The following is an 18,583-nucleotide window of genomic DNA, read 5'->3' on the forward strand; positions in this document are numbered from 1 at the left end:
TGGTTGGCCCACCACACTGTCCCGCGCGTCAACCTAGCCCGGCACGCCCGTAACCACGCACCTCACTGGCCGGACCCCAGTACGTTCGCGGCGACGTCGTCCGCAGTAATGGACCCATCCGCCACCTTCTGGAAGAACGCGGGTGTGGTGTCAGGGTTCAGCAGCACGTTGGACTGGCCGTTGGCGCGGTAATTGAGCGAGGAGATGGGTGGCACGCCCGTGACACCGTTGGTTCCGAGTGCGGCGCGGAGAGCCAGGCCCTCGCGCGCGATGGTGAACATCGAGGAGCTCGAATCAACCGTCAACGCGGACGTACCGGCCTTCACCAGATCCAACTGGTGGTTGGGGTGCAGCAGGACTGCCGGGGTGGCCGCCTTGGCGATCACCTTGGAGACCACCTGACGCTGCCGGGCGGTGCGGCCAATATCCCCCTGCGGGTCCGATTTGCGCATGCGGGAGAAGGCGAGGGCCTGGGCGCCATCCACATCGTGGCAGCCGGCCTCCCACACCATCCCGGAGTCCGCGTCATCAACCGTGCGGTCATAGCAAAGGTTCACGCCTCCGACAGCATCCGTCAGCTGCGCCACGCCGTCCATGGATACCTGGACGTAATGGTCCACGCCCATACCGCTGAGCTTCTCCACCGTCTCCACCAGCAGCTGCGGCCCACCCAACGCGATCGAGGAGTTGAGCTTGCCGTAGCCGTGCCCCGGAATACTCACGTAGGAATCACGCGGCAGCGAAATGAGCGAGGTGTGCCCGGAGGTGGGGACATGCAGCAGCATGATGGTGTCCGCGCGCTGCCCCTCGGTGGGGTCCGCCACCAGGCCGCCGGCCGCACGCTGATCCGAGCCCACAATGAGATACGTGGTGCCGGGGGTTTCGGTGCCCGTGGCGGTGAGATCCACTTTGGTGAGGTGCTGGTTGCCGTAAATGACCAGGTAGGTGCCCCACGCAAGAATGGCGAGGAGTATCGCCAGGAGTAGGAGGCCAAGGGTACGGACGGGGTGGTGACGACGCCGAGGGTGCACCGGTTTCGGGGTACGCGAGGGACGGTCCATGCCGCGGCGGTAGGAGGTGGACTGCTCGTTACGGTACGAGCGCCCGGTGGACGAGTACGAGGAGATAGGGGACTCGGTGCTCCGTGAGGAGGCCGGGTAGTATTGCGAGGATCTAGCGGCCTGGCTCTGTCTGCCGCGCGGTTGGTACGACGGCGGCGTGGCCGCGCCCTGCCCGCCATAACCGCCAGCCTGCTGCGAGCTAACGGACCGCTGTGCGCCACCGGTAGCATTCCGCCCGCTGCTGGCGGGGTAGCGAGACGCTGAATCGGCGCCGGACGTACGCCGATAGCTTTCCCCACGCGCCGAATTTAGGCGATCCGAGGCCGAGCGCCGAGGCCGGCCCACATGGCGCGCACCGGTATCCCGGGGCCGCTCCGAGCGATTCTCTGGCGGAAAGCTAGGCGGCAGCTCACTCACTTGGCGTTCTCCTTAGTGCACTGCGGCGTGGTCTGGGCGCTGGGGCTGGCCTCGGCGCTCGCTGCGGCGCCCGCCGTGGCGCTGCCGGTGCTGCGTGATGCACCGCTTCCGCCGGAGGTGCTGGAGCCGGCCGCGTTCGACGTCGTTCCACTCCCGGACGTATCAGCCGACGGCGTAGCGGCGGGCGGCTGGGCGACGGCGGTACCGTCATCGGCGGTGGTGACCGTGAAGGGCTCATCATTGGCCAGGGCATTCCACACGATCGAGGCCGAATCGCCCACCTTCACGCGGTTACCGGAATAGACCCACGGCATGGTGGCAAAGTTGATGGAATCCGCGCTGAGACCCGATACGGACTGCGCCAGGCCCGCGAGCGTGGAGATATTACCCAGGCCGGTGGAGGTTTGCAGGGACTGCGTGGTGGCGTCCAGCACCTGATACAGCTTGGTGGGCTGGGAGAGCGTTCCGGAAGAGAAAATCTCATTCGCGGCCGAGCGGAGGAGCTCCTGCTGGCGGCCGATACGGCCGATATCGGAGCCGTCACCGATGGACTTGCGGGCGCGGGCGAGGGCGAGGGCCTGCGTGCCGTCCAACAGATCACATCCGGCGGCTACATCCAGGCCGGAATAGGAATCCTTGAGGGCGGTGGGGAAGTACATGGGTACGCCGCCAATGATGTCCACCGTTTTCATGAAGGAGGCGAAATCCACCACCACGTAGCCGTCGAGCGAAATGCCCGTGAGTTGCTCCATCGTCTTCATGGTGCAGGCCGCCGCCGAGGGTACATCCCCCGTGCTACCGCCAATGGCGAAAGCGGCGTTAATCATCTGATTCTTATAGGCGGAGGTGGTTTGGGTTTTGCCGTCCGAGGTACGCAGGGTGCAGGAGGGAATGTCCACCAGCGTGTCGCGCGGGATGGAGACGGCGTCGATACGAGAACGATCCTTGGCGATGTGCACCAGAATGGTGGTATCCGCACGCATTCCGGATACCTCGCCATTGGCGCCCGCATTATCGATATCCGAATCGCCGTTGCGCGTATCAGATCCGAGCACCAGGAAGTTGAGGGCTTGCCCGCCCCACTTGTCCGGATAGGAGGCCTCATGATTCTTACCGAGCAGGCTGGTGACGTCCGTCTGGTCGATATTGCTCTGCAGGCGTGCATAGGCCAGTCCGACCGTCCATCCCATCACCAGGATGATTGCCAAAACGGCCAGCAATAGCACGCGCCACCATCGCCGCGGATGGCGCTGCTTCGAGATGTGTGCTGCCGTGCGCTCCAGTTCTGCCACACGGCACATGATACTGGTGGGAGCGTGGCTGCTCGTCTATTTTCTGTCGCTGTGGTGGCAGCAACACGTAAACTCCCTGGAAATTTCAAGGTTTGATGGGGTTTGCGTGGCCGGACGGCGTCGTGCGTCCCGGGAAACTGGGCCTTCCTCGTCGCCGGGTGGCGTTGCGCGTCCGTGGGGCGTCCGTGCCCGACCCGCCCGGCGGCCACGATGCCCGTAGATGGCGTTGCGTGTACGTGGGGCGTCCCTCGCGCGACGGCGGAGCCCGGCCGGTACAGTGTGGGGGTGACTTTTCCGCTCCGCATTGTGACCGTTGTGTACCACCCCGGGCCGGAGCTGGCCGAATTTGTGGCCTCGCTCCGGGCAGCCACCACGCTGCCCTACGAACTGGTGATTGTGGATAACGGGGGCGACGCCGACGCCGTCGAAGGCGCCACCCTCCTTCGGCCCGCGTGGAACCTCGGCTATGGGGGCGGGGTGAACTTCGGCGCTCGCGGTTTCGCCGGCGACTGGTTGATTGCCGCGAATCCTGATGTACGGCTGGAGCCGGGCGCGATCGACGCGTTGATTAAGGAGGCCACGCGATGGCCACGCGGCGGCGCGTTCGGGCCCGCCATTCTCACTCCCGAGGGTGATCTGTATCCGTCCGCACGTGCATTCCCGCGGCTGGTGGCGGGTGCGGGCCACGCACTGCTGGGCAATGTGTGGCCGGGCAATCCGTTCTCCGCTCGCTATCGGGATAACGCGGATACAAGCCGTGCCCATGCGGTGGATTGGCTGTCCGGCGCCTTTCTGCTGCTGCGCGGGGACGCCTTCCGGAGCGTGAACGGCTTCGATTCCTCCTATTTCATGTTCTTCGAGGACATCCAGCTGGGGGAGGACCTGGCCGCCCGCGGTCTGCAGAGCGTGTTTGTGCCGGCCGCACATGTGGTTCATGATCAGGGGCGCAGCTGGCGGGATCAGCCGGCTGCCATGTTGCGGGCGCATCACCGCTCGGCGGCGCACTACCTGGATGGCGTGTATGCGAAGCGATGGCAGGCGCCCCTGCGCGCAGCCCTGCACTTGGGGCTGCGCGTCCGCGCGGCACTGGAGGTGCGCGCGGCGCGGCGGAAGTAGGCGGGACCCGGCCGGCGGTGGGTGGGCGGTTGAGTTGACGGTTTTCTCTTGAGTTGACGCTAGATGTCCGGTTGAGGCCCTGGTTTGGTGCTCCAACCGGTGGTTTTCCGTCAGTTGAAGAGTTTTCCGTCAACTCAGCGGGCTCCGGTCCTGTCACTTCAGTGGCCCGGGTGACGCTTGCCTGCTGAGTCGGTGTGCCGGTGTGCGGATCGGGCGGTGAGGTAATTGGCCAGTACTGCACATGTTGTTGCGTTGGGCCGGCCGGCACCTTGTGGGCTGCTGAGTTGATGGTTTTCTCCTGAGTTAATGGTGAGTTTTCGCTTTGGGGGCTGATTTGGGCGTGTAACCGGAGGTTTTCCGTCAACTGAAGAGATTCCTTACTGTTCAGCGAGTCTCGGAGCCGGGGTGTGCCCGCCGCCCGGACCGGCCAGGCTGCTCCACACCACACCCTGCCGTCCATCCGCCGCACGTGAAGTACGCCGCAAGTCGGCGCCCCACCCCGGCGTGTGAAAGTTGTGAAATTTGAGATGGGTGGGAAAATTGCTATAACAGTTTGTACAGTAGTGCGCGGAGGTTTTCATGCATAAGCGCGCACTTGGACTATCGGTAGCCGGCGCCCTCATTTTGGGCGGCGTGGGCATTGTTTCCGCATACTCGGATCCGCCCGCGGCTCAGGGCCAACTCAGCATCGGGCTGACAACGGCCACCGGCGCTGTCTCCAGCGTGGGCAAGGCTGCACTGGACGAGACGGTCCCCACCGCCGCACCGACCCGCGTGCTACTCCCGCTCACAACGGCAACCCGCGCGGCCACGGCTATTAACTCCGCAAAAGTGAATGGCGGGGCGGCGGCTAGCACGCAAGGGGCGAGCACGTTTGTTCAGGTCGACGCCGTAGCCTCCAGTACTGCTTCCCAGGCGGCTGCACAGCCCACCACCACACGGTCCGAGGCCACGACCACCGGGCAAAGTACTACCTCCCAACAGGAATCAGCTTCCCGGCAGGGCGCTATCGACAACAACGCAATCGGTAACGACACCACTGCCGGAAACGCCACCGGAAACGGCACTACTGCTGGCAACAGCACCACCACCGGCAGCGGCGCCTCACCCGCAAACTCGGGTGCCCCGGACGGCACCGCCCCGACCGCCGCCTCCACGGCTACCCCCGCACCCACTACTACGCCGGGGACGGAACAGGGCGGGACGGCGTCGTCGGAAAAGACGGGTGACTACTACGCACTGTTCACGGCTCCGATTGACGTGGACGCGCCGTTCAGCGTGGCCGGCGTGACGTGGGACGCGGGGCACCTCCCCGACGGCAGCGTGGTGGAGATGCGCACACTGGACGACGGCGCCTGGTCCGATTGGTACGTGCTCACGGAGGACAGCGCGGAGCGGGGGCGGCCGGGCACGGAGTATTACGTGTCGGGCGATTCGACGGGCGTGCAGGTGCGCGTCAGCAAGGGCGACGGCGCGCTGCCCGCCGGCATGCGCATTGACGTGGCCTACAGTGCGGACGGTGCGCGGCGTACGGATAATTCGCCGTCTGAGGCGGACGTGACGCCGGCCGCGAACACGCTGGTGGCGCCCGCCGCGAATGAGGACGAGGCGAAGGTGGCCGGCTCAAGCGTGGCGAATGGGACCGCAAGCGCGAATGGGACCGCGAACGATTCTGCGGCGAGCGGTTCAGATGCTGCCACGAATGGCACCGTCTCGGCTTCCCAGCCCAAGGTGGCCCAGCAGGCCGCGTTCATTGGTGCGGTATCCACCTCGCGTTCGGCCACGCTGGGTACCGAGGGTATTCACCCGCGCTCGGCGTGGGGTGCCAACGAGGCGCAGATGACCTGGCCGCGCCAGTACGCCACCTTCCAGAACGTCATTGTGCGTCACACGGCCGGTTCTAATACCTACACTCAGGCCGGCGTGCCCGGGCTGCTGCGCGGGATTTACGCCTACCATGCGGTGACGCGCGGCTGGGGCGACATCGGTTACAACGTGCTCATCGACAAGTTCGGCGGCAAGTGGGAGGGGCGCTCGGGCACCCTGGCCTCGCCGGATAACCAGATGGTGGTGGGTGCGCACGCATCCGGTTTCAACAGCGGCGCCATGGGCGTGTCCGTCATGGGCACTTTTGTGAACGGCTACCAGCCGTCCGGCACTATTCTGTCCGCGCTCAGCGACGTTATTTCGTGGCGTTTTGCCATCGCCGGCATTGACCCGATCGGCAATTCGAACCGGACCGTTCCGGCGCGGCACACCTCCACCCGGACCACGGGTACGGCACTCCCGCGCGTTGCGGGGCATCGGGATGTGGGCTCCACCGAGTGCCCGGGCCTCATCTATGACCACCTGGATGAAATCCGCCAGGCCGCCCACAGCAAGTGGCTGGTGAAATCCGCGCAGGCGGCGGGAACTGCGAAACCCGCTACTCCTACGCAGGCGGCTACCACGGTACCGCAACCGAGCGCGACGGCGTCGACGTCGCCCACTAGTACGTGGCCCACCATCTACCTCAACGATGGCTGGGGCGGGCTGGCGACCACCACGTTCTCCTACGGCCGTTCGGACGACACGTTCCTGGTGGGTGACTGGGATGGCAACGGCACGGATACGCTGGCGCTGCGGCGCGGCAGCATCTACTACCTGCGCAATAAGAACTCGAACGGGACTTCGGAGCGGGCGATTGCGTACGGCAAGCCCGGCGACGAGGTGTACGTGGGTGACTGGGACGGCAACGGCACGGATACGCTCGCGGTGCGCCGCGGCAACCTGTTCTACGTGAAGAACTCGCTGAACGGCGGCGAGGCCGATCAGGTGATCGCCTACGGAAAACCCGGCGACACCATCCTGGTGGGCAACTGGGATGGCCGCGGCGGGGATACGTTCGGCGTGCGGCGCGGCAAGTTCTACTACCTGCGCAACACGCTCTCCACGGGCGTCGCGGACGCTGTGGTTCCGTATGGCCACGACGACGACGTTGTGTACGCCGGTAAGTTCGGTGGCGGTGCGGATGCTCTGGCGGTGCGGCGCGGCCGGACGTACTACGTCTCGAATTCGATCCATGGCGGTGAAGCGGATCGGGTGATGATCTACGGCTACGTGAGTGACGAAACGCTCGTGGGTGACTGGAATGGCGACGGAACGGATACCCTTGGGGTAATTCGGCGGTAGGTACCGGGCGGGCGCCCTGTAGGGTGCTGCAGCGGTGTCGGCGCGTACGTGGTGCAGGAGTGCTGCGGCGACGATGGGCTGTGGCTCGCGCTTGCGGCGCCCGGGTGCGGGGCGTGAATGGCGGGGCGCTACCCGTCCGCACGGATTGCGCCGGGGGTTTGCCCGATACGTAATACAGATATACGAGCGAGAAGGTCCACGTGAATCAGCCCGAGGATGGAACGGCGGCGTCAGAAAGTTCTGCTGCGGAGGCAGCGGGTGCCGCGGTGATGGGAGCAAAAGCGAGGGCCGGTAAGAACTTGGGCAGCCCCATGCGCGTGCTGGATAATCTCCTGGCCATCATCGGGTGGATCGGCGTGCTGCTGTTCGCGGTGGTGACCGTGGGGCCGGGGCTCACCGGAAACCAGGTATTCCTCGGGACTGAGAACCTCACCGGCGTGGCACCGTACTCCATTACGGAACAAACGCAACGAGCGACGAATGAGGCGATCGGGGACACGATTGATTCCGTGGCCCCGGAGTCACTGTTCATCACCGAGGCTGCCAAGGATGGGCACTATCCGCAGTGGAACCCCTATGCACTGGGTGGGTCCGAGTCCGGTGCGCTACCGAATGTTGCCCTGCTCTCGCCGCTGTCTCTGCCGTGGTGGATTCTTCCCGCGGCCATGGCGCCCGCGGCCGTTAAGCTGCTGGAATTCGCGGCGATCGGGCTGGGCTTCTATCTGCTCCTGCAGCGCGGGTGGGGGCTGGCACGGGTGGCCGCGCCCGTAGCAACGCTTGTGTTTATGACCTGCGGGTTTGAACTCTCCTGGACGAATTGGCCGCAAACGCGGGTGGCCGCGCTCATTCCACTGGTGATTTGGGCGCTGGACCGGCTGGCCACCCGAATGAACTGGTGGTACGCGGTGGCCTTTGGTGCCGTGTTGGCGGCCATGCTGCTGGGCGGTTTCCCGGCGGTGACCGCCTACACGGCCTATCTGGGGGTGGCCTGGTTCGTTACGCGGGTCATCGCCGCGCGCCAATCGGTGCGGGAGATCGGGCGTCATCTGCTGCGGGTGATACTCGGTGGTGCCATTGGCCTTGGTCTCTCCGCCATACAAATTCTGCCGTTCGGATGGTTCGCCACCCACTATGTCGATTTCAGTGCGCGCCAATTCGGCACGAGTCATATTCCCGTGGAATCCCTGGTGACCGCTGTGTTTCCGTTTACGTATGGCGGGCCAGAGGGAACGCTGTGGCCGCTTATCTGGATTGAATCGATGAGCTACGTGGGTGTCATCGCGCTGGGGCTTGCTGTCATTGGCATGATGCTACGCGGGCGCTCGCCGCGAGGGATGTCCGCGCTGGTCGCCATCGTCCTCGCCTATTTGACCGTTGCGCTCTATTTAGGCGGGCCCCTGCTTGCGGTGCTCATGAAGCTTCCCGGTGTTGCCGGGTCATTCTCTGGACGCATGCGTGTGATATGGGGATTCATGGTGGCGGTGGCGGCCGCTAAGGGAATGGGGCAGTTGCTCGAGCTTTCTCCTCGGATACTTGCCGAAGAGTTCCAACGGGGCGCATGGCCCGTTATTCGGGCCCTCATGGTGTGCGTGCTTGCTGGGATGCTCATTAAGAGCGGGGTGGCGGCGCTGGGGGTCACCAAGAGCCCGCTACTCATTCAGGACATTAAATTCGCCGTTGGTGCGGTGGTGCTGCTTATGGGTGCATTCGTGGTGGCACTGGTATGGCGGAATTTCTACGTACGGTTCGTGCTATTTTCCGGACTTATTGGTGCGATGGTGCTGCAAAACGCCATTGTGGCGCGTCAGTGGTGGCCTCTTAGCCCCGCCTCCACGTTCTATCCCACTACCGCTACCCATCAGTACCTGGAGCAGCATATTGGCGAAGATCGGCTCATCGGGGTTGGATCGACGCTGATGCCTGGAACTACCGATGCATACGGGTTACGCGCAATGGGCGGGCATAAGTTTCTTGACCCGCGTATGGCAGATTTGCTCAATGCGGTATCTGCCGATAATCAGGTCACGGCCACCTACTACACGCTTAATGTGAGCGATCCCGAGGAGTGGGCGCACGGGCCGGTGTTGGACCGTATCGGGGTCAAGTACGTGGTGACCGATCCGGGCCAGAGTTTTGGCGCCACATTTGACCGTGATCTCTCCGTGCTCACAAAGAGCACCACGCTTGCGGATAGCGTGCAGCGTTCGGATGTTCACTCCGGTCCGGCTTCAGGCTTCACCGTCCGGCTGGATTCGGCCGTCGGTCCGGAAGTAACCGCCACACTAACGGGCCGGGTGGTGACGGATGCCGGTAAACAGGTGGCTGAATTTACCTACGATCTACGCGGCGGTTCACCCACCCGCTACATTCCGGTACCGGCGCTAGAACACGTGAAGGCGGGTACACGGTGGCACGTGGAGATGAGCGTGAACGGAACCCCGGTGGTGGCAGCGCAGAACGACGACGGAACGGTTGCTACCTCCGCCTTTTCCACGGCCGGTACCGGCCTGCGGCTGGTGTATTCGGGGGATACCCTCATCCTTCAGCGGGAGAGCGCCCTTCCACGCGTACGGTGGGCATCCCAGGCCACGCTGGAAACGGAAGCGCAGGGGCAGCTCAACGCCCTGGAGAGCGGTCAGCTGGCCAGCGATGAAGTGGTGGTGGAGCGCCAGGAGGATCTCCATCCCGAGGCGGCCGGTTCCACCGCAACGGTGAAGGCCACCACGGATAACGCCGATGAACAGACCATCACCGTCCACAGTGACGGTCCCGGTTGGGTGGTCATTGCCGATTCCATGAGGGATAACGGTTGGCAGGCAGAACTGGACGGTGAGAACGCCGAGCTGGTGCCCGTGGATCACGCCTATGTGGCCGTGTACGTCTCCGAGGCCGGTGACCACACCATCCACCTTCAATACCACGCGCCTCTATTTGCCGCGGGGCGTACCGTGTCTATTGTGACGCTGGTAGCAATTGCGGTGTGCGCGGGTGTGGGTACGGTGCGCCGCCGTTCAGACAGAAGGCGGCAGCATGAAAGTTCACGTGGGTAACAACCCTGACATTTGGCGTATAGCGTGCCAGGTGTTGGCAAGCCAAGGCTGGCGGGTACGCCTGTGCCAGGGTGGTGAGCTGCGCGGATACAAAAATGCGGATCTCCTCAGCTGGGGTGAAGAGATCCGCATGGTGCTGGCCGGCGGCGAACTGGAGGTCACCGCCTGGCCGGTGATTGGCCTTAGCGCATTACAGCGACACCGCGCGAATACGCTTGGCAAGCGCGTGTGCCGAGCGCTTGAGGAAGCGCTTAGCGCTTCCCAGCAGGGGTAATGGCCGGCCATACGGGGCCCTGTAATCGGGCGCCGCGGTCATCACCGGGAGATTAATCATTTCCCGTGCACCCATCGGCGTGTAGGGATCGCGATCGGTCCAGCCAATGCGATTCTCAATGCCTTCGTGCTCCTCACGAGTCACCGAATTATCACGGGAGGCGGACTCAAAGTGATAGCACTCTACCCGGGCCAGTGACACGATACGGTAGCCGAGGTGACGCACCCGGAAGCATAGATCGACGTCGTTGAAGTTATTGGGGAATTCCAGCGGCCAGCCGCCCGCATCCTCGAACACTTCCCGGCGCATGGCGATGCACGCACCGGTGGCAGCGCTCACCTCGCGGTCATGAATGATTTCACCGGAGAAACCGTACTCATCGCGCCCGCGCCCCGAATACGGATGATTGAGCGCATCCTGGATAATGCCGATACCGGCGTTCTGGATAGTGCGGTTGCCGTAGAGGAGGCGTGCGCCGGTAATACCGACGGACGTCTCCTCCAGCGGCGCCACTAGTTCACCGAGGAAATTACGGGTGATGACCTCCATGTCATCATTCATGAACACCAGGCGGTCACCTACGGCCGCGAGTGCGCCACGGTTACATTTGTCCGAGAAATTGAACGGCTGCGTGTAAAGCACCAGGTTGAGGTGGGGGCCGGCGATGGTGCGCAGGGCCTCCAGATCCTCTTCCGGTGTATCCGGGTCATACACCACCACCACTTCGTAGTTCTCGAACTCGGTGGATTTCACGATCGAACGCACCATGTCGACGACGAAGTGGCGGCGCTGGCCCCATACCAGGCCGCGTGAACCGTTGGTGGGGATGATAACGGAAACGAAGTGTTTGTCCGCGTTGTAGGAGCGTTGGGTGGCGTAGGAGTGCGGCACCCGTCCCTCCACCACTTTCCAGTCCTCGAAGCCGAGGCGGGTGAGATGCTCCTGGACGGCGCGCATGCCTGAATCCGTGGCGTATTGCTTGGCCTGCGGATCCGCAGCTACCGAGCCGGCAGACATGCGCCAGTGATAGAGAATTCGTGGAATGTGAACTACCTCGCCCGCCTGCTCCGTCACGCGGAGTACCAGGTCATGATCCTGGGACCCTTCGAATTCAGGCCGGAGCTTACCTACCTTGCGCACCAGATCCGTGCGGAAGGCGGATAAATGGTTCGTGTAGTTGACGTGACGCTCAAGTTCGGGGGACCAATCCGGCTTGCGGTAAGCGCCGGAGAGGTGACCGTGGCCGTCCACCTTATCCTCGTCACTGTAGATGTAGCCCACCTTGGGGTGGTTCGTAATGGTGTTCTTGAGGGCTGCGAGGGCGTCCGTGGTGAGCAGATCGTCGTCGTCCAAAAACACGAGCCACTGGCCGAGAGCGAAATCAATGCCATCGTTTGACGCGGCGACGATGCCGCCATTTTCCGTGCGGCTGTAGACACGAATACGCGGATCGCGCGCGGCAAAACTGCTGAGTGTGGCAGCAACCTGCGCATCCTGGGAATGATCGTCAACCAGGATCAGTTCCCAGTCCGTGATGGTCTGGGCGAGTACAGCCTCAACGGTGGCAGAAAGCTCGCTGGGATCGGGCCGGTAGACCGGCGTCACAATGGAGAACTGTGGCATTAGCGCAGCCCCAGCTTCCGGAGAACCTGGCCTCCCAGGTGACGGACACGCCGGTAGATGCCCCATGCGCCCTTCATGGATGCCTGCGCAACGCTTTGATTATGCGCAATGATCTTCCGGAGCTCCACCCGATCGCGGTTCGCTACGGCCAGCTGTTCCTCAAGAGCCAGGATCTGTTCCCGGGCGGTCAGCGCATCGTAGCGAAGCTCTTCGGCGTCGCGCTTTTCTTTCCACGCGCGAGTGAGTGATTCGTGAGATTCTGCGCCGTTCTTCTTCGGTGCGGGATCAGCCATATTTCCTCCCAGGTATATCAAAACGTTCTAACGGTACCCTGCCGGTTAGAGTACGCGCGCCTAGCGCGGTGGGGTGTGACTCACGGCTTTGCGTGCCGGTAGGCTGATTCGGTGCGATGTGGCATAGCGTGACCGTATCCATGCGCGCAGTGAATGGAAGCGAATTACTATTACCGGGTCTATGGAAAGGCGAGTGATGGCATCGGCTAACGACGCTCAGCGAACCAACTCGGCGCAGGAACGGTTCGAACGGTTGAGCAACGAATCGATGCGCGTGGTGTCCCCACAACTGGGATTTTTCTCGGGGGCGCGCGCGTCAATCGGTGATATTTTTGCGCACCGGCAGCTCCTTCACCTGTTCACTCAGCGTGAGGTTAAGTCGCGCTACAAGGATTCCGTGCTGGGGTATCTCTGGACGCTCGTACGTCCGCTGGTGAACCTAGGGATCTACTACTTTGCAATCGGTAAAGTACTGGGCGCTGAGCGGGCCATCCCGGACTTCGCAATTTACGTGTTTGCGGGGCTTACCGGGTGGACGCTGTTCTCCACGATTATTTCTTCTTCCACCGCCTCCATTCTGGGTAATGCGGGCATTGTCAAGAAGGTGTACATTCCCCGGGAAACCTTCCCGCTGGCATCGGCGCGGGCGGCACTGGTGGATTTCGTCTCCCAATTTGCCATCCTGCTCGTAGGTGCGTTGCTTATTCGAGGGATTCCGTGGACCTCCGCGATTATTTACGGCCCCATCTCTTTCCTGGTGCTGTACGTGTGGGCCGTGGGCGTGGGACTCATTCTTGCCGCGTGCAACGTGTACCTGCGTGACATCCAGTACCTGGTGGAAGTGCTACTGATGATCGGATTCTGGCTCACCCCATCGGTGTACTCATTCGAGATGATTGCGGCCACTGCGCCAGGGTGGGCGGTCAACCTTTATCTCATGAATCCCACCGCCGTGGGTGTGATGGGCTTCCAGGCGGCTTTCTGGCAGGCCGGGCAGGACATGCAGTGGCCCAGCCACCTGTTCCTACGTTTGGTTATCTGGCTGCTCATAGGGCTGCTGGTACTGTTCATTGGTCAGCGCATTTTCGCGCGTCTCCAGCGCAACTTTGCGCAGGAGCTTTAGGAGGAAGCGCATGGCTGAATCTCGCCCTACCATTGTTGAAATCTACGATGTGGCCAAGAAGTTCACGGTTCACAAGGACAAATCCCTCAAGGAACGGCTGGTCAATGCTGGCCGTTCGCGCGCCCATGCCGAGGAATACTGGGCTCTCAACGGTATTGACCTCACTATCCGGGCCGGAGAGAGCATCGGTTTGGCCGGCCCTAACGGTTCGGGTAAGTCCACGCTACTAAAGGTGATTGGCGGCATTCTTACCCCCGACCGCGGTAGCGTAAAAATTCGTGGACGGCTGGCCGCGCTTCTGGAACTGGGGGCAGGGTTCCACCCGGATCTCACCGGACGGGAAAATATCTACCTCAACGGTGCCGTGCTTGGACTCTCCGAACAGGAGATTGATGCGGCATATGACTCCATCGTGGACTTTGCCGGCATCGGGGATTTTATTGACACTCAGGTGAAGTTCTATTCCTCCGGCATGTACGTGCGGTTGGCCTTCGCCGTGGCGGTTCATTCGAATCCTGACATCCTACTGGTCGATGAGGTACTGGCGGTGGGTGATGAGGCCTTCCAGCGCAAGTGCATGGATAAGATCCGCGAATTCCAAAGCCAGGGGCGCACCATCATTCTTGTATCGCACTCGGCGCAACAGATTATCGATGTATGTGATCGGGCGGTGGTGCTTAACCACGGCCGCGTGGTGGCCGAGGGAGAGGTCCATGAGGCGATGAGCGTACTTCATGAGGGATACGCGGCCATCGAGAATGCCGGGCCGGCTGCTCCCACGCAGGCGCCCGAGGCCTCCGGTGTGTCCCTGGGTGGGGCGCAGGTGCTCGACGGCCAGGGAAAGGCGCTGCCCGAGAGCGTTTTAACACCTGCTGAAACGCTGCGCGTGGAGGTACCGGTTAATACGGATCATGTGATTGAGGCTCCGAAGCTTTCTCTGCGCTTGGTGAGTACCGAGGGTGTTGAGGTATTTGGAGCGGATACGGGCACGCTGGGTGTGGTGCTCGATACCGTACGCGACGGTTCGCGGATTCGCGTGGACCTGCCGCATGTTGCGTTGGGCGATGGCGATTACACTGTGTCTGTACGGCTGCTCGCCCCCGATGGGGTGGAGTTGGCCAGGCTCGCCGAGGAACCACGATTCTCGGTTCGTTCTGCTGTGCGCACCACGGGGTACGTACACGTGGAGCCGGAGTTTTCAATTATGGAGTGAGAGGAATACCGTTCACGTGTTAAGCACCACGCGTCATCGGCCACTGTTTGTCATATCTCTGCTGGTGGGGTGCGTGCTCGCATGTGCGGCGTGGGCGCTGTCATCTCCGGCAGGAGCATCACCGGACGAGCCGTCGCATGTGGCCTATGCCTGGGGCACTATTTCGGGCCAGACCCTTCGGGGCAGCCGGATCCTGGATGAGCAAGAGCGCGTGACACATACGGTGATTTCCATGCCGGCCGAACTGAAAGAGTACGTAGATCCGGGGGAGTACAAGTTTCAGCCTGAGCAGCCGGCCGGTTCATTTATGCTTCGTGATCGTGGCGAGATCGTTACAGCCACGAGCTATATGACCGGCTATCCGCCCCTCTATTACGCCCTGGTAGGCGCCGTCCTTCGGGTGGGAATTGCCGTGGGAATGGGCGGTTATCACGTTCTTGTAGCGGCTCGTATCTGCTCCGGTCTGGGAAGCATGGCGCTCATCTACGGTACCTGGCGAGTACTGCGTAATCGGTTCCCGGTGGCAGGTATTGCGGTCCCTGTGCTCCTGGCGATCACGCCGGCCGTGGCTTTCCTGGCATCTAGTGTCAATCCATCCGGATGGGAAATTACGGCCGCTATGTTCCTTGCGGCGGTGATTGTAGCGATTCGCCACGATGCGGTGAACGGCGCAGACGTTCCTATCCGTACAGAGCTGTGCCTGCCCCTCGCAATCATTATCCTGGGCCTTTCCAGGCCTCTGAGTGCCATATGGGTGGGCGGGCTTCTACTACTATTGCTCCTCCCGGTGAAGTCTACTGACGGGCGCCGCATTATGCCCCTGCGCGTGCTGACACGGTGGGTGCGCGTGCTGGCCTACCTCGCCGCGCTGGTGGTCGTGGCATGTTTCGTTGCGCTGGCTGCCGAGCGCGTGGCATCGGTGACGGGTGAGCCTGCCACCGATTGGTCGGACACCCCTGTACCCGCGCGATGGATGGCTATTCTGCTTCGTTTCGGCACCATGCTCCAGATGGCATTTGGTGTGATGGGGTGGAACGATACAAATGTTCCCCTACTGTTCTTCATACTTTGGTTAGTAGTGGGCACCTGGGCTATGTCCCGGGCGGCCGCGGGTGCCACGCAGATGATTCTCCGGCCGCGCCTCGTGGCGCTTTTCGCCGGGCTTATGCTGCTGGCCGTTGTACTCGAGAGCTACTACGCGGCATTTGGTTGGCAGGGTCGGTACGCCATGCCAATTGTCACGGCCAGTCTGGTGTTGCTCATTCCGCAGGTGTCCGACGGCGTTGTGGGGCCGCATATCCGTCCGGCCATTAGCGTGCTCGTCTTCTGCGTGGGCGTTCACCTGATAGCGGTGCTGTGGAATATGGTGCGCTACGCGTGGGGCGAATCCCGTATTTCGGGGGATAGCCAGTGGCTCTCCCTCCCGATTCCGGGCCCCGGGCCCGCCACCTGGATACCCATGGGTGGCGTGGCGCTGGTGACGGCGCTAGCGATCGTGGAATACACACTTATTGCGCTGGGAGGAAGCTGCATGCTGCGGTATTCGCGGCCCGCAGCGTATGTGAGTGCTCCCACCGGCCGTCACGCAAGGTAGCCTGAGACGCGACATTCGGGAGGTTGAAATGAGTGCTGCACCCCTAGTAGCCGTTGTGACGCGCACGCGTGACCGTTCGCTGTTCCTTCGGCGCGCGCTGAAGTCGGTAGCCGCGCAGGACTATGAAAATATCGTTCATATTATTGTGAATGACGGCGGTGAGTTCGCGCAGGTAGAGGCGGACATTGCTGATGTCGCCGGCAATGCGCACCGTATCGATGTGGTCACCAATGAGGAGTCACTGGGGCGCGAAGCAGCAGTCAATCCCGGGTTTACCCGGGCCCTTGAGCTGGGTGCTACGTACGTAACCGTGGTGGACGACGACGACACCATCGCCCCCGACGCCATCAATGCCAGGGTGAAGTACCTCGAGCAGCACGCCGATGAGGTGGCCGTGGGCTGCGATACCGAGATAGTGCATGAGCACATCGATGGTGACGCAATCATTGAAGAATCCCGCGAACCGTGGCGTGCGGGCGAAGCGGGCGTCACGCTTGGGGAATTACTTCAGCATAATATGTTGCCGCCCATAGCGATCCTGTTCCGCGCAGGCGTACTGCGGGAACTAAAAGGATGGCGGGAAGACGCTCCGGTGCTGGGCGATTGGGATTTTATGGTGCGCTTGGCGCTTCTGGGTCCAATCGGGTCGCTCCACCGTCGGCTTGCCCAGTGGCATTGGCGTAATACGGCGGACATACGCGCAGGGAACTCAATTGTTACCGATGCGGACGAACACCGTGTTCGCGCTGCCCTTATCCGAGACGGCTATCTTCGGGCCGATAACCCCGCGAATTCCACCGAGGCGCCGGCGGGCGGCGCCGGCCTGGGTATTCCCCTGCTCATCGGCGGTGTCCAGGAGAACATGAGGGATGCGCTTGGGGAGTCCATGAATGAGATTCGTGGTGCGTTTCGCGATATTCACCAGGCGCTACATAACCAAAATGTGGCAAAGGAGCAGCGTGACCGTGAGGTCGATGCGCGCCTGAACAGCCTGGAGCAGTCGGTCATTACCGCGCTTGCGGGGCAAACAGAACGAATGGATGCGCTTGCTAAGCGTATGGACCGCCTCGAGAGTGACACGCTTATTGGGCGAGGCCGCCGCTTCCTCGAAAGAAGATAGCGGCGGTGCGGGTGCTACCGCGCCCATAAAAACCGGTGGACGGGTCAAGCCCGCCCACCGGCGTCGGACAACAGCTAGTTACTACTGGCCGTTCTTCGCGTACTTGGCTTCCACGGCCGCCTTCTGCGGGCGCCACCAGTCCTCGTGATCCTTGTACCACTGGATGGTGTCATGGATGCCCTTGGCGAAGTCGCGGTACTGGGGCTCCCAGCCCGTCTCCTCTTCGAGCTTGGTGGCGTCGATGGCGTAGCGCTGGTCGTGGCCGGGGCGGTCATTGACGTGGTCGAAATCGTCGGGTTCGCGGCCGAACTCGGCGAGGATCATGCGCGTCACCTCAAGGTTGTTTTTCTCCCCGTTCGCGCCAATCAGGTAGGTTTCCCCGATCCGACCCTTGTTGATGATCTCCCACACGGCCGAGTTGTGATCGAGCACGTGGATCCAGTCGCGCACCTGCAGGCCGGTGCCGTAGATACGGGGCCGGATGCCGTCGATCAGGTTCGTGATGGTGCGGGGAATGAACTTTTCAATGTGCTGATAGGGGCCGTAGTTGTTCGAGCAGTTGGAGATGGTGGCTTCCACCCCGAAGGAACGCACCCAGGCGCGCACCAGCAGGTCGCTGGCCGCCTTAGAGGAGGAATAGGGGGAGGACGGCTTGTAGGGGTCGCCCGGCTTGAACTTGCGATCCTCACCGATGGCGAGGTCGCCGTACACCTCGTCCGTGGAGATGTGGTGGAAGCGGGTGTGGTGGCGCCGCACGGCCTGGAGGAGCGTGTAGGTGCCCTCAATGTTTGTGCGGATGAAGGGGGAGGGGTCGTTGAGGGAGTTGTCGTTGTGGGATTCGGCGGCGAAGTTGACCACCACGTCCGCGTCCGCTACCAGTGGATCCACGGTGTCCATATCGGCAATGTCGCCCACCACCAGGTTGACGCGGTCCAGGCCCTCAATGGACTTGGGATTACCCGCATAGGTGAGCTTGTCCAGCACCGTCACCTCGGCGTCTGGCATGGTCTCCACGGTGGTGTGCACGAAGTTCGCGCCAATGAACCCGGCGCCACCCGTCACTAGAACTCGCATGTTTACCCTTTCGTTCGGTGGCCGATGCCGCCACACTCGAGGTCCCACGGTACACGGGCAGTCCGGGAATGTGGGCGAGCCTGCGCGCCTACGTGAGAGAAACCGCGGTGTTCCCGTGCGGGTCACGGTGCCGTCCGCTTGCAAGATGGGGTCCGTGTAGGC

General features: G+C 62.6%; 12 protein-coding genes. 7 read left to right on the top strand and 5 right to left on the bottom strand.

The features are described from left to right. Nucleotides 1-62 precede the first annotated feature (62 nt). Complete coding sequence (locus tag EIH27_RS00925) at nt 63-1,061, bottom strand: LCP family protein (protein WP_124039112.1); 999 nt, start codon at nt 1,059-1,061, stop codon at nt 63-65. Between the two features lie 413 nt (nt 1,062-1,474). Then, a complete protein-coding gene (locus EIH27_RS00930) occupies nt 1,475-2,770 on the bottom strand; it encodes an LCP family protein (protein WP_241152921.1) in 1,296 nt (431 codons plus the stop codon). 285 nt (nt 2,771-3,055) lie between these two features. On the opposite strand from EIH27_RS00930, the gene EIH27_RS00935 reads away from it, so the two are divergent. From EIH27_RS00935 to EIH27_RS00945, 3 genes are all read left to right on the top strand, one after another. After that, nucleotides 3,056-3,886 (top strand): glycosyltransferase, encoded by an 831-nt coding sequence (locus EIH27_RS00935; RefSeq protein WP_241152922.1) that lies wholly within the window; start codon nt 3,056-3,058, stop codon nt 3,884-3,886. A 579-nt stretch (nt 3,887-4,465) separates the two neighbouring features. Then, nucleotides 4,466-7,057 (top strand): N-acetylmuramoyl-L-alanine amidase, encoded by a 2,592-nt coding sequence (locus EIH27_RS00940; RefSeq protein ID WP_124039117.1) that lies wholly within the window; start codon nt 4,466-4,468, stop codon nt 7,055-7,057. Nucleotides 7,058-7,257: 200 nt separating this feature from the next. Beyond that, nucleotides 7,258-10,107: a YfhO family protein gene (locus EIH27_RS00945; protein ID WP_124039119.1), complete on the top strand. Its 2,850-nt coding sequence runs from the start codon at nt 7,258-7,260 to the stop codon at nt 10,105-10,107. 190 nt (nt 10,108-10,297) lie between these two features. On the opposite strand, the gene EIH27_RS00950 is transcribed toward EIH27_RS00945, so the two are convergent. After that, nucleotides 10,298-12,004 carry a glycosyltransferase gene (locus EIH27_RS00950; RefSeq protein WP_124039121.1) on the bottom strand — a complete coding sequence of 569 codons (1,707 nt, stop codon included), beginning with the start codon at nt 12,002-12,004 and terminating at the stop codon, nt 10,298-10,300. Then, nucleotides 12,004-12,297: a hypothetical protein gene (locus tag EIH27_RS00955; protein WP_124039123.1), complete on the bottom strand. Its 294-nt coding sequence runs from the start codon at nt 12,295-12,297 to the stop codon at nt 12,004-12,006. The genes EIH27_RS00950 and EIH27_RS00955 overlap by 1 nt, the downstream gene beginning before the upstream one ends. A 196-nt stretch (nt 12,298-12,493) precedes the next feature. On the opposite strand from EIH27_RS00955, the gene EIH27_RS00960 reads away from it, so the two are divergent. From EIH27_RS00960 to EIH27_RS00975, 4 genes are read left to right on the top strand one after another with little or no spacing between them, the layout of a single operon-like run. Next, nucleotides 12,494-13,420 carry an ABC transporter permease gene (locus EIH27_RS00960; RefSeq protein ID WP_124039125.1) on the top strand — a complete coding sequence of 309 codons (927 nt, stop codon included), beginning with the start codon at nt 12,494-12,496 and terminating at the stop codon, nt 13,418-13,420. Between the two features lie 10 nt (nt 13,421-13,430). Beyond that, nucleotides 13,431-14,633, top strand: a complete 1,203-nt coding sequence (locus tag EIH27_RS00965) for an ABC transporter ATP-binding protein (RefSeq protein WP_124039127.1) — start codon at nt 13,431-13,433, stop codon at nt 14,631-14,633. A 16-nt stretch (nt 14,634-14,649) separates the two neighbouring features. Then, nucleotides 14,650-16,227 carry a DUF2142 domain-containing protein gene (locus EIH27_RS00970; protein WP_164461567.1) on the top strand — a complete coding sequence of 526 codons (1,578 nt, stop codon included), beginning with the start codon at nt 14,650-14,652 and terminating at the stop codon, nt 16,225-16,227. 28 nt (nt 16,228-16,255) lie between these two features. Then, nucleotides 16,256-17,347 (top strand): glycosyltransferase, encoded by a 1,092-nt coding sequence (locus tag EIH27_RS00975; RefSeq protein WP_124039131.1) that lies wholly within the window; start codon nt 16,256-16,258, stop codon nt 17,345-17,347. A gap of 81 nt (nt 17,348-17,428) precedes the next feature. Here the strand turns inward: EIH27_RS00975 and rfbB are convergent, their stop codons facing one another. Continuing rightward, nucleotides 17,429-18,421, bottom strand: coding sequence for a dTDP-glucose 4,6-dehydratase (gene rfbB / locus EIH27_RS00980; protein WP_124039133.1), 993 nt, complete (start codon nt 18,419-18,421; stop codon nt 17,429-17,431). Nucleotides 18,422-18,583 lie beyond the last annotated feature (162 nt).

Origin of the sequence: Neoactinobaculum massilliense (assembly GCF_900604955.1) — a bacterium.
Classification (GTDB): Bacteria; Actinomycetota; Actinomycetes; order Actinomycetales; family Actinomycetaceae; genus Neoactinobaculum; species Neoactinobaculum massilliense.

Coding starts and splice junctions, on each gene's coding strand:
- EIH27_RS00965 (WP_124039127.1), top strand. CDS start 13,431: ATGGCTGAATCTCGCCCTACCATTGTTGAAATCTACGATGTGGCCAAG.
- EIH27_RS00955 (WP_124039123.1), bottom strand. CDS start 12,297: ATGGCTGATCCCGCACCGAAGAAGAACGGCGCAGAATCTCACGAATCA.
- rfbB (WP_124039133.1), bottom strand. CDS start 18,421: ATGCGAGTTCTAGTGACGGGTGGCGCCGGGTTCATTGGCGCGAACTTC.
- EIH27_RS00950 (WP_124039121.1), bottom strand. CDS start 12,004: ATGCCACAGTTCTCCATTGTGACGCCGGTCTACCGGCCCGATCCCAGC.
- EIH27_RS00925 (WP_124039112.1), bottom strand. CDS start 1,061: ATGGACCGTCCCTCGCGTACCCCGAAACCGGTGCACCCTCGGCGTCGT.
- EIH27_RS00960 (WP_124039125.1), top strand. CDS start 12,494: ATGGCATCGGCTAACGACGCTCAGCGAACCAACTCGGCGCAGGAACGG.
- EIH27_RS00975 (WP_124039131.1), top strand. CDS start 16,256: ATGAGTGCTGCACCCCTAGTAGCCGTTGTGACGCGCACGCGTGACCGT.
- EIH27_RS00940 (WP_124039117.1), top strand. CDS start 4,466: ATGCATAAGCGCGCACTTGGACTATCGGTAGCCGGCGCCCTCATTTTG.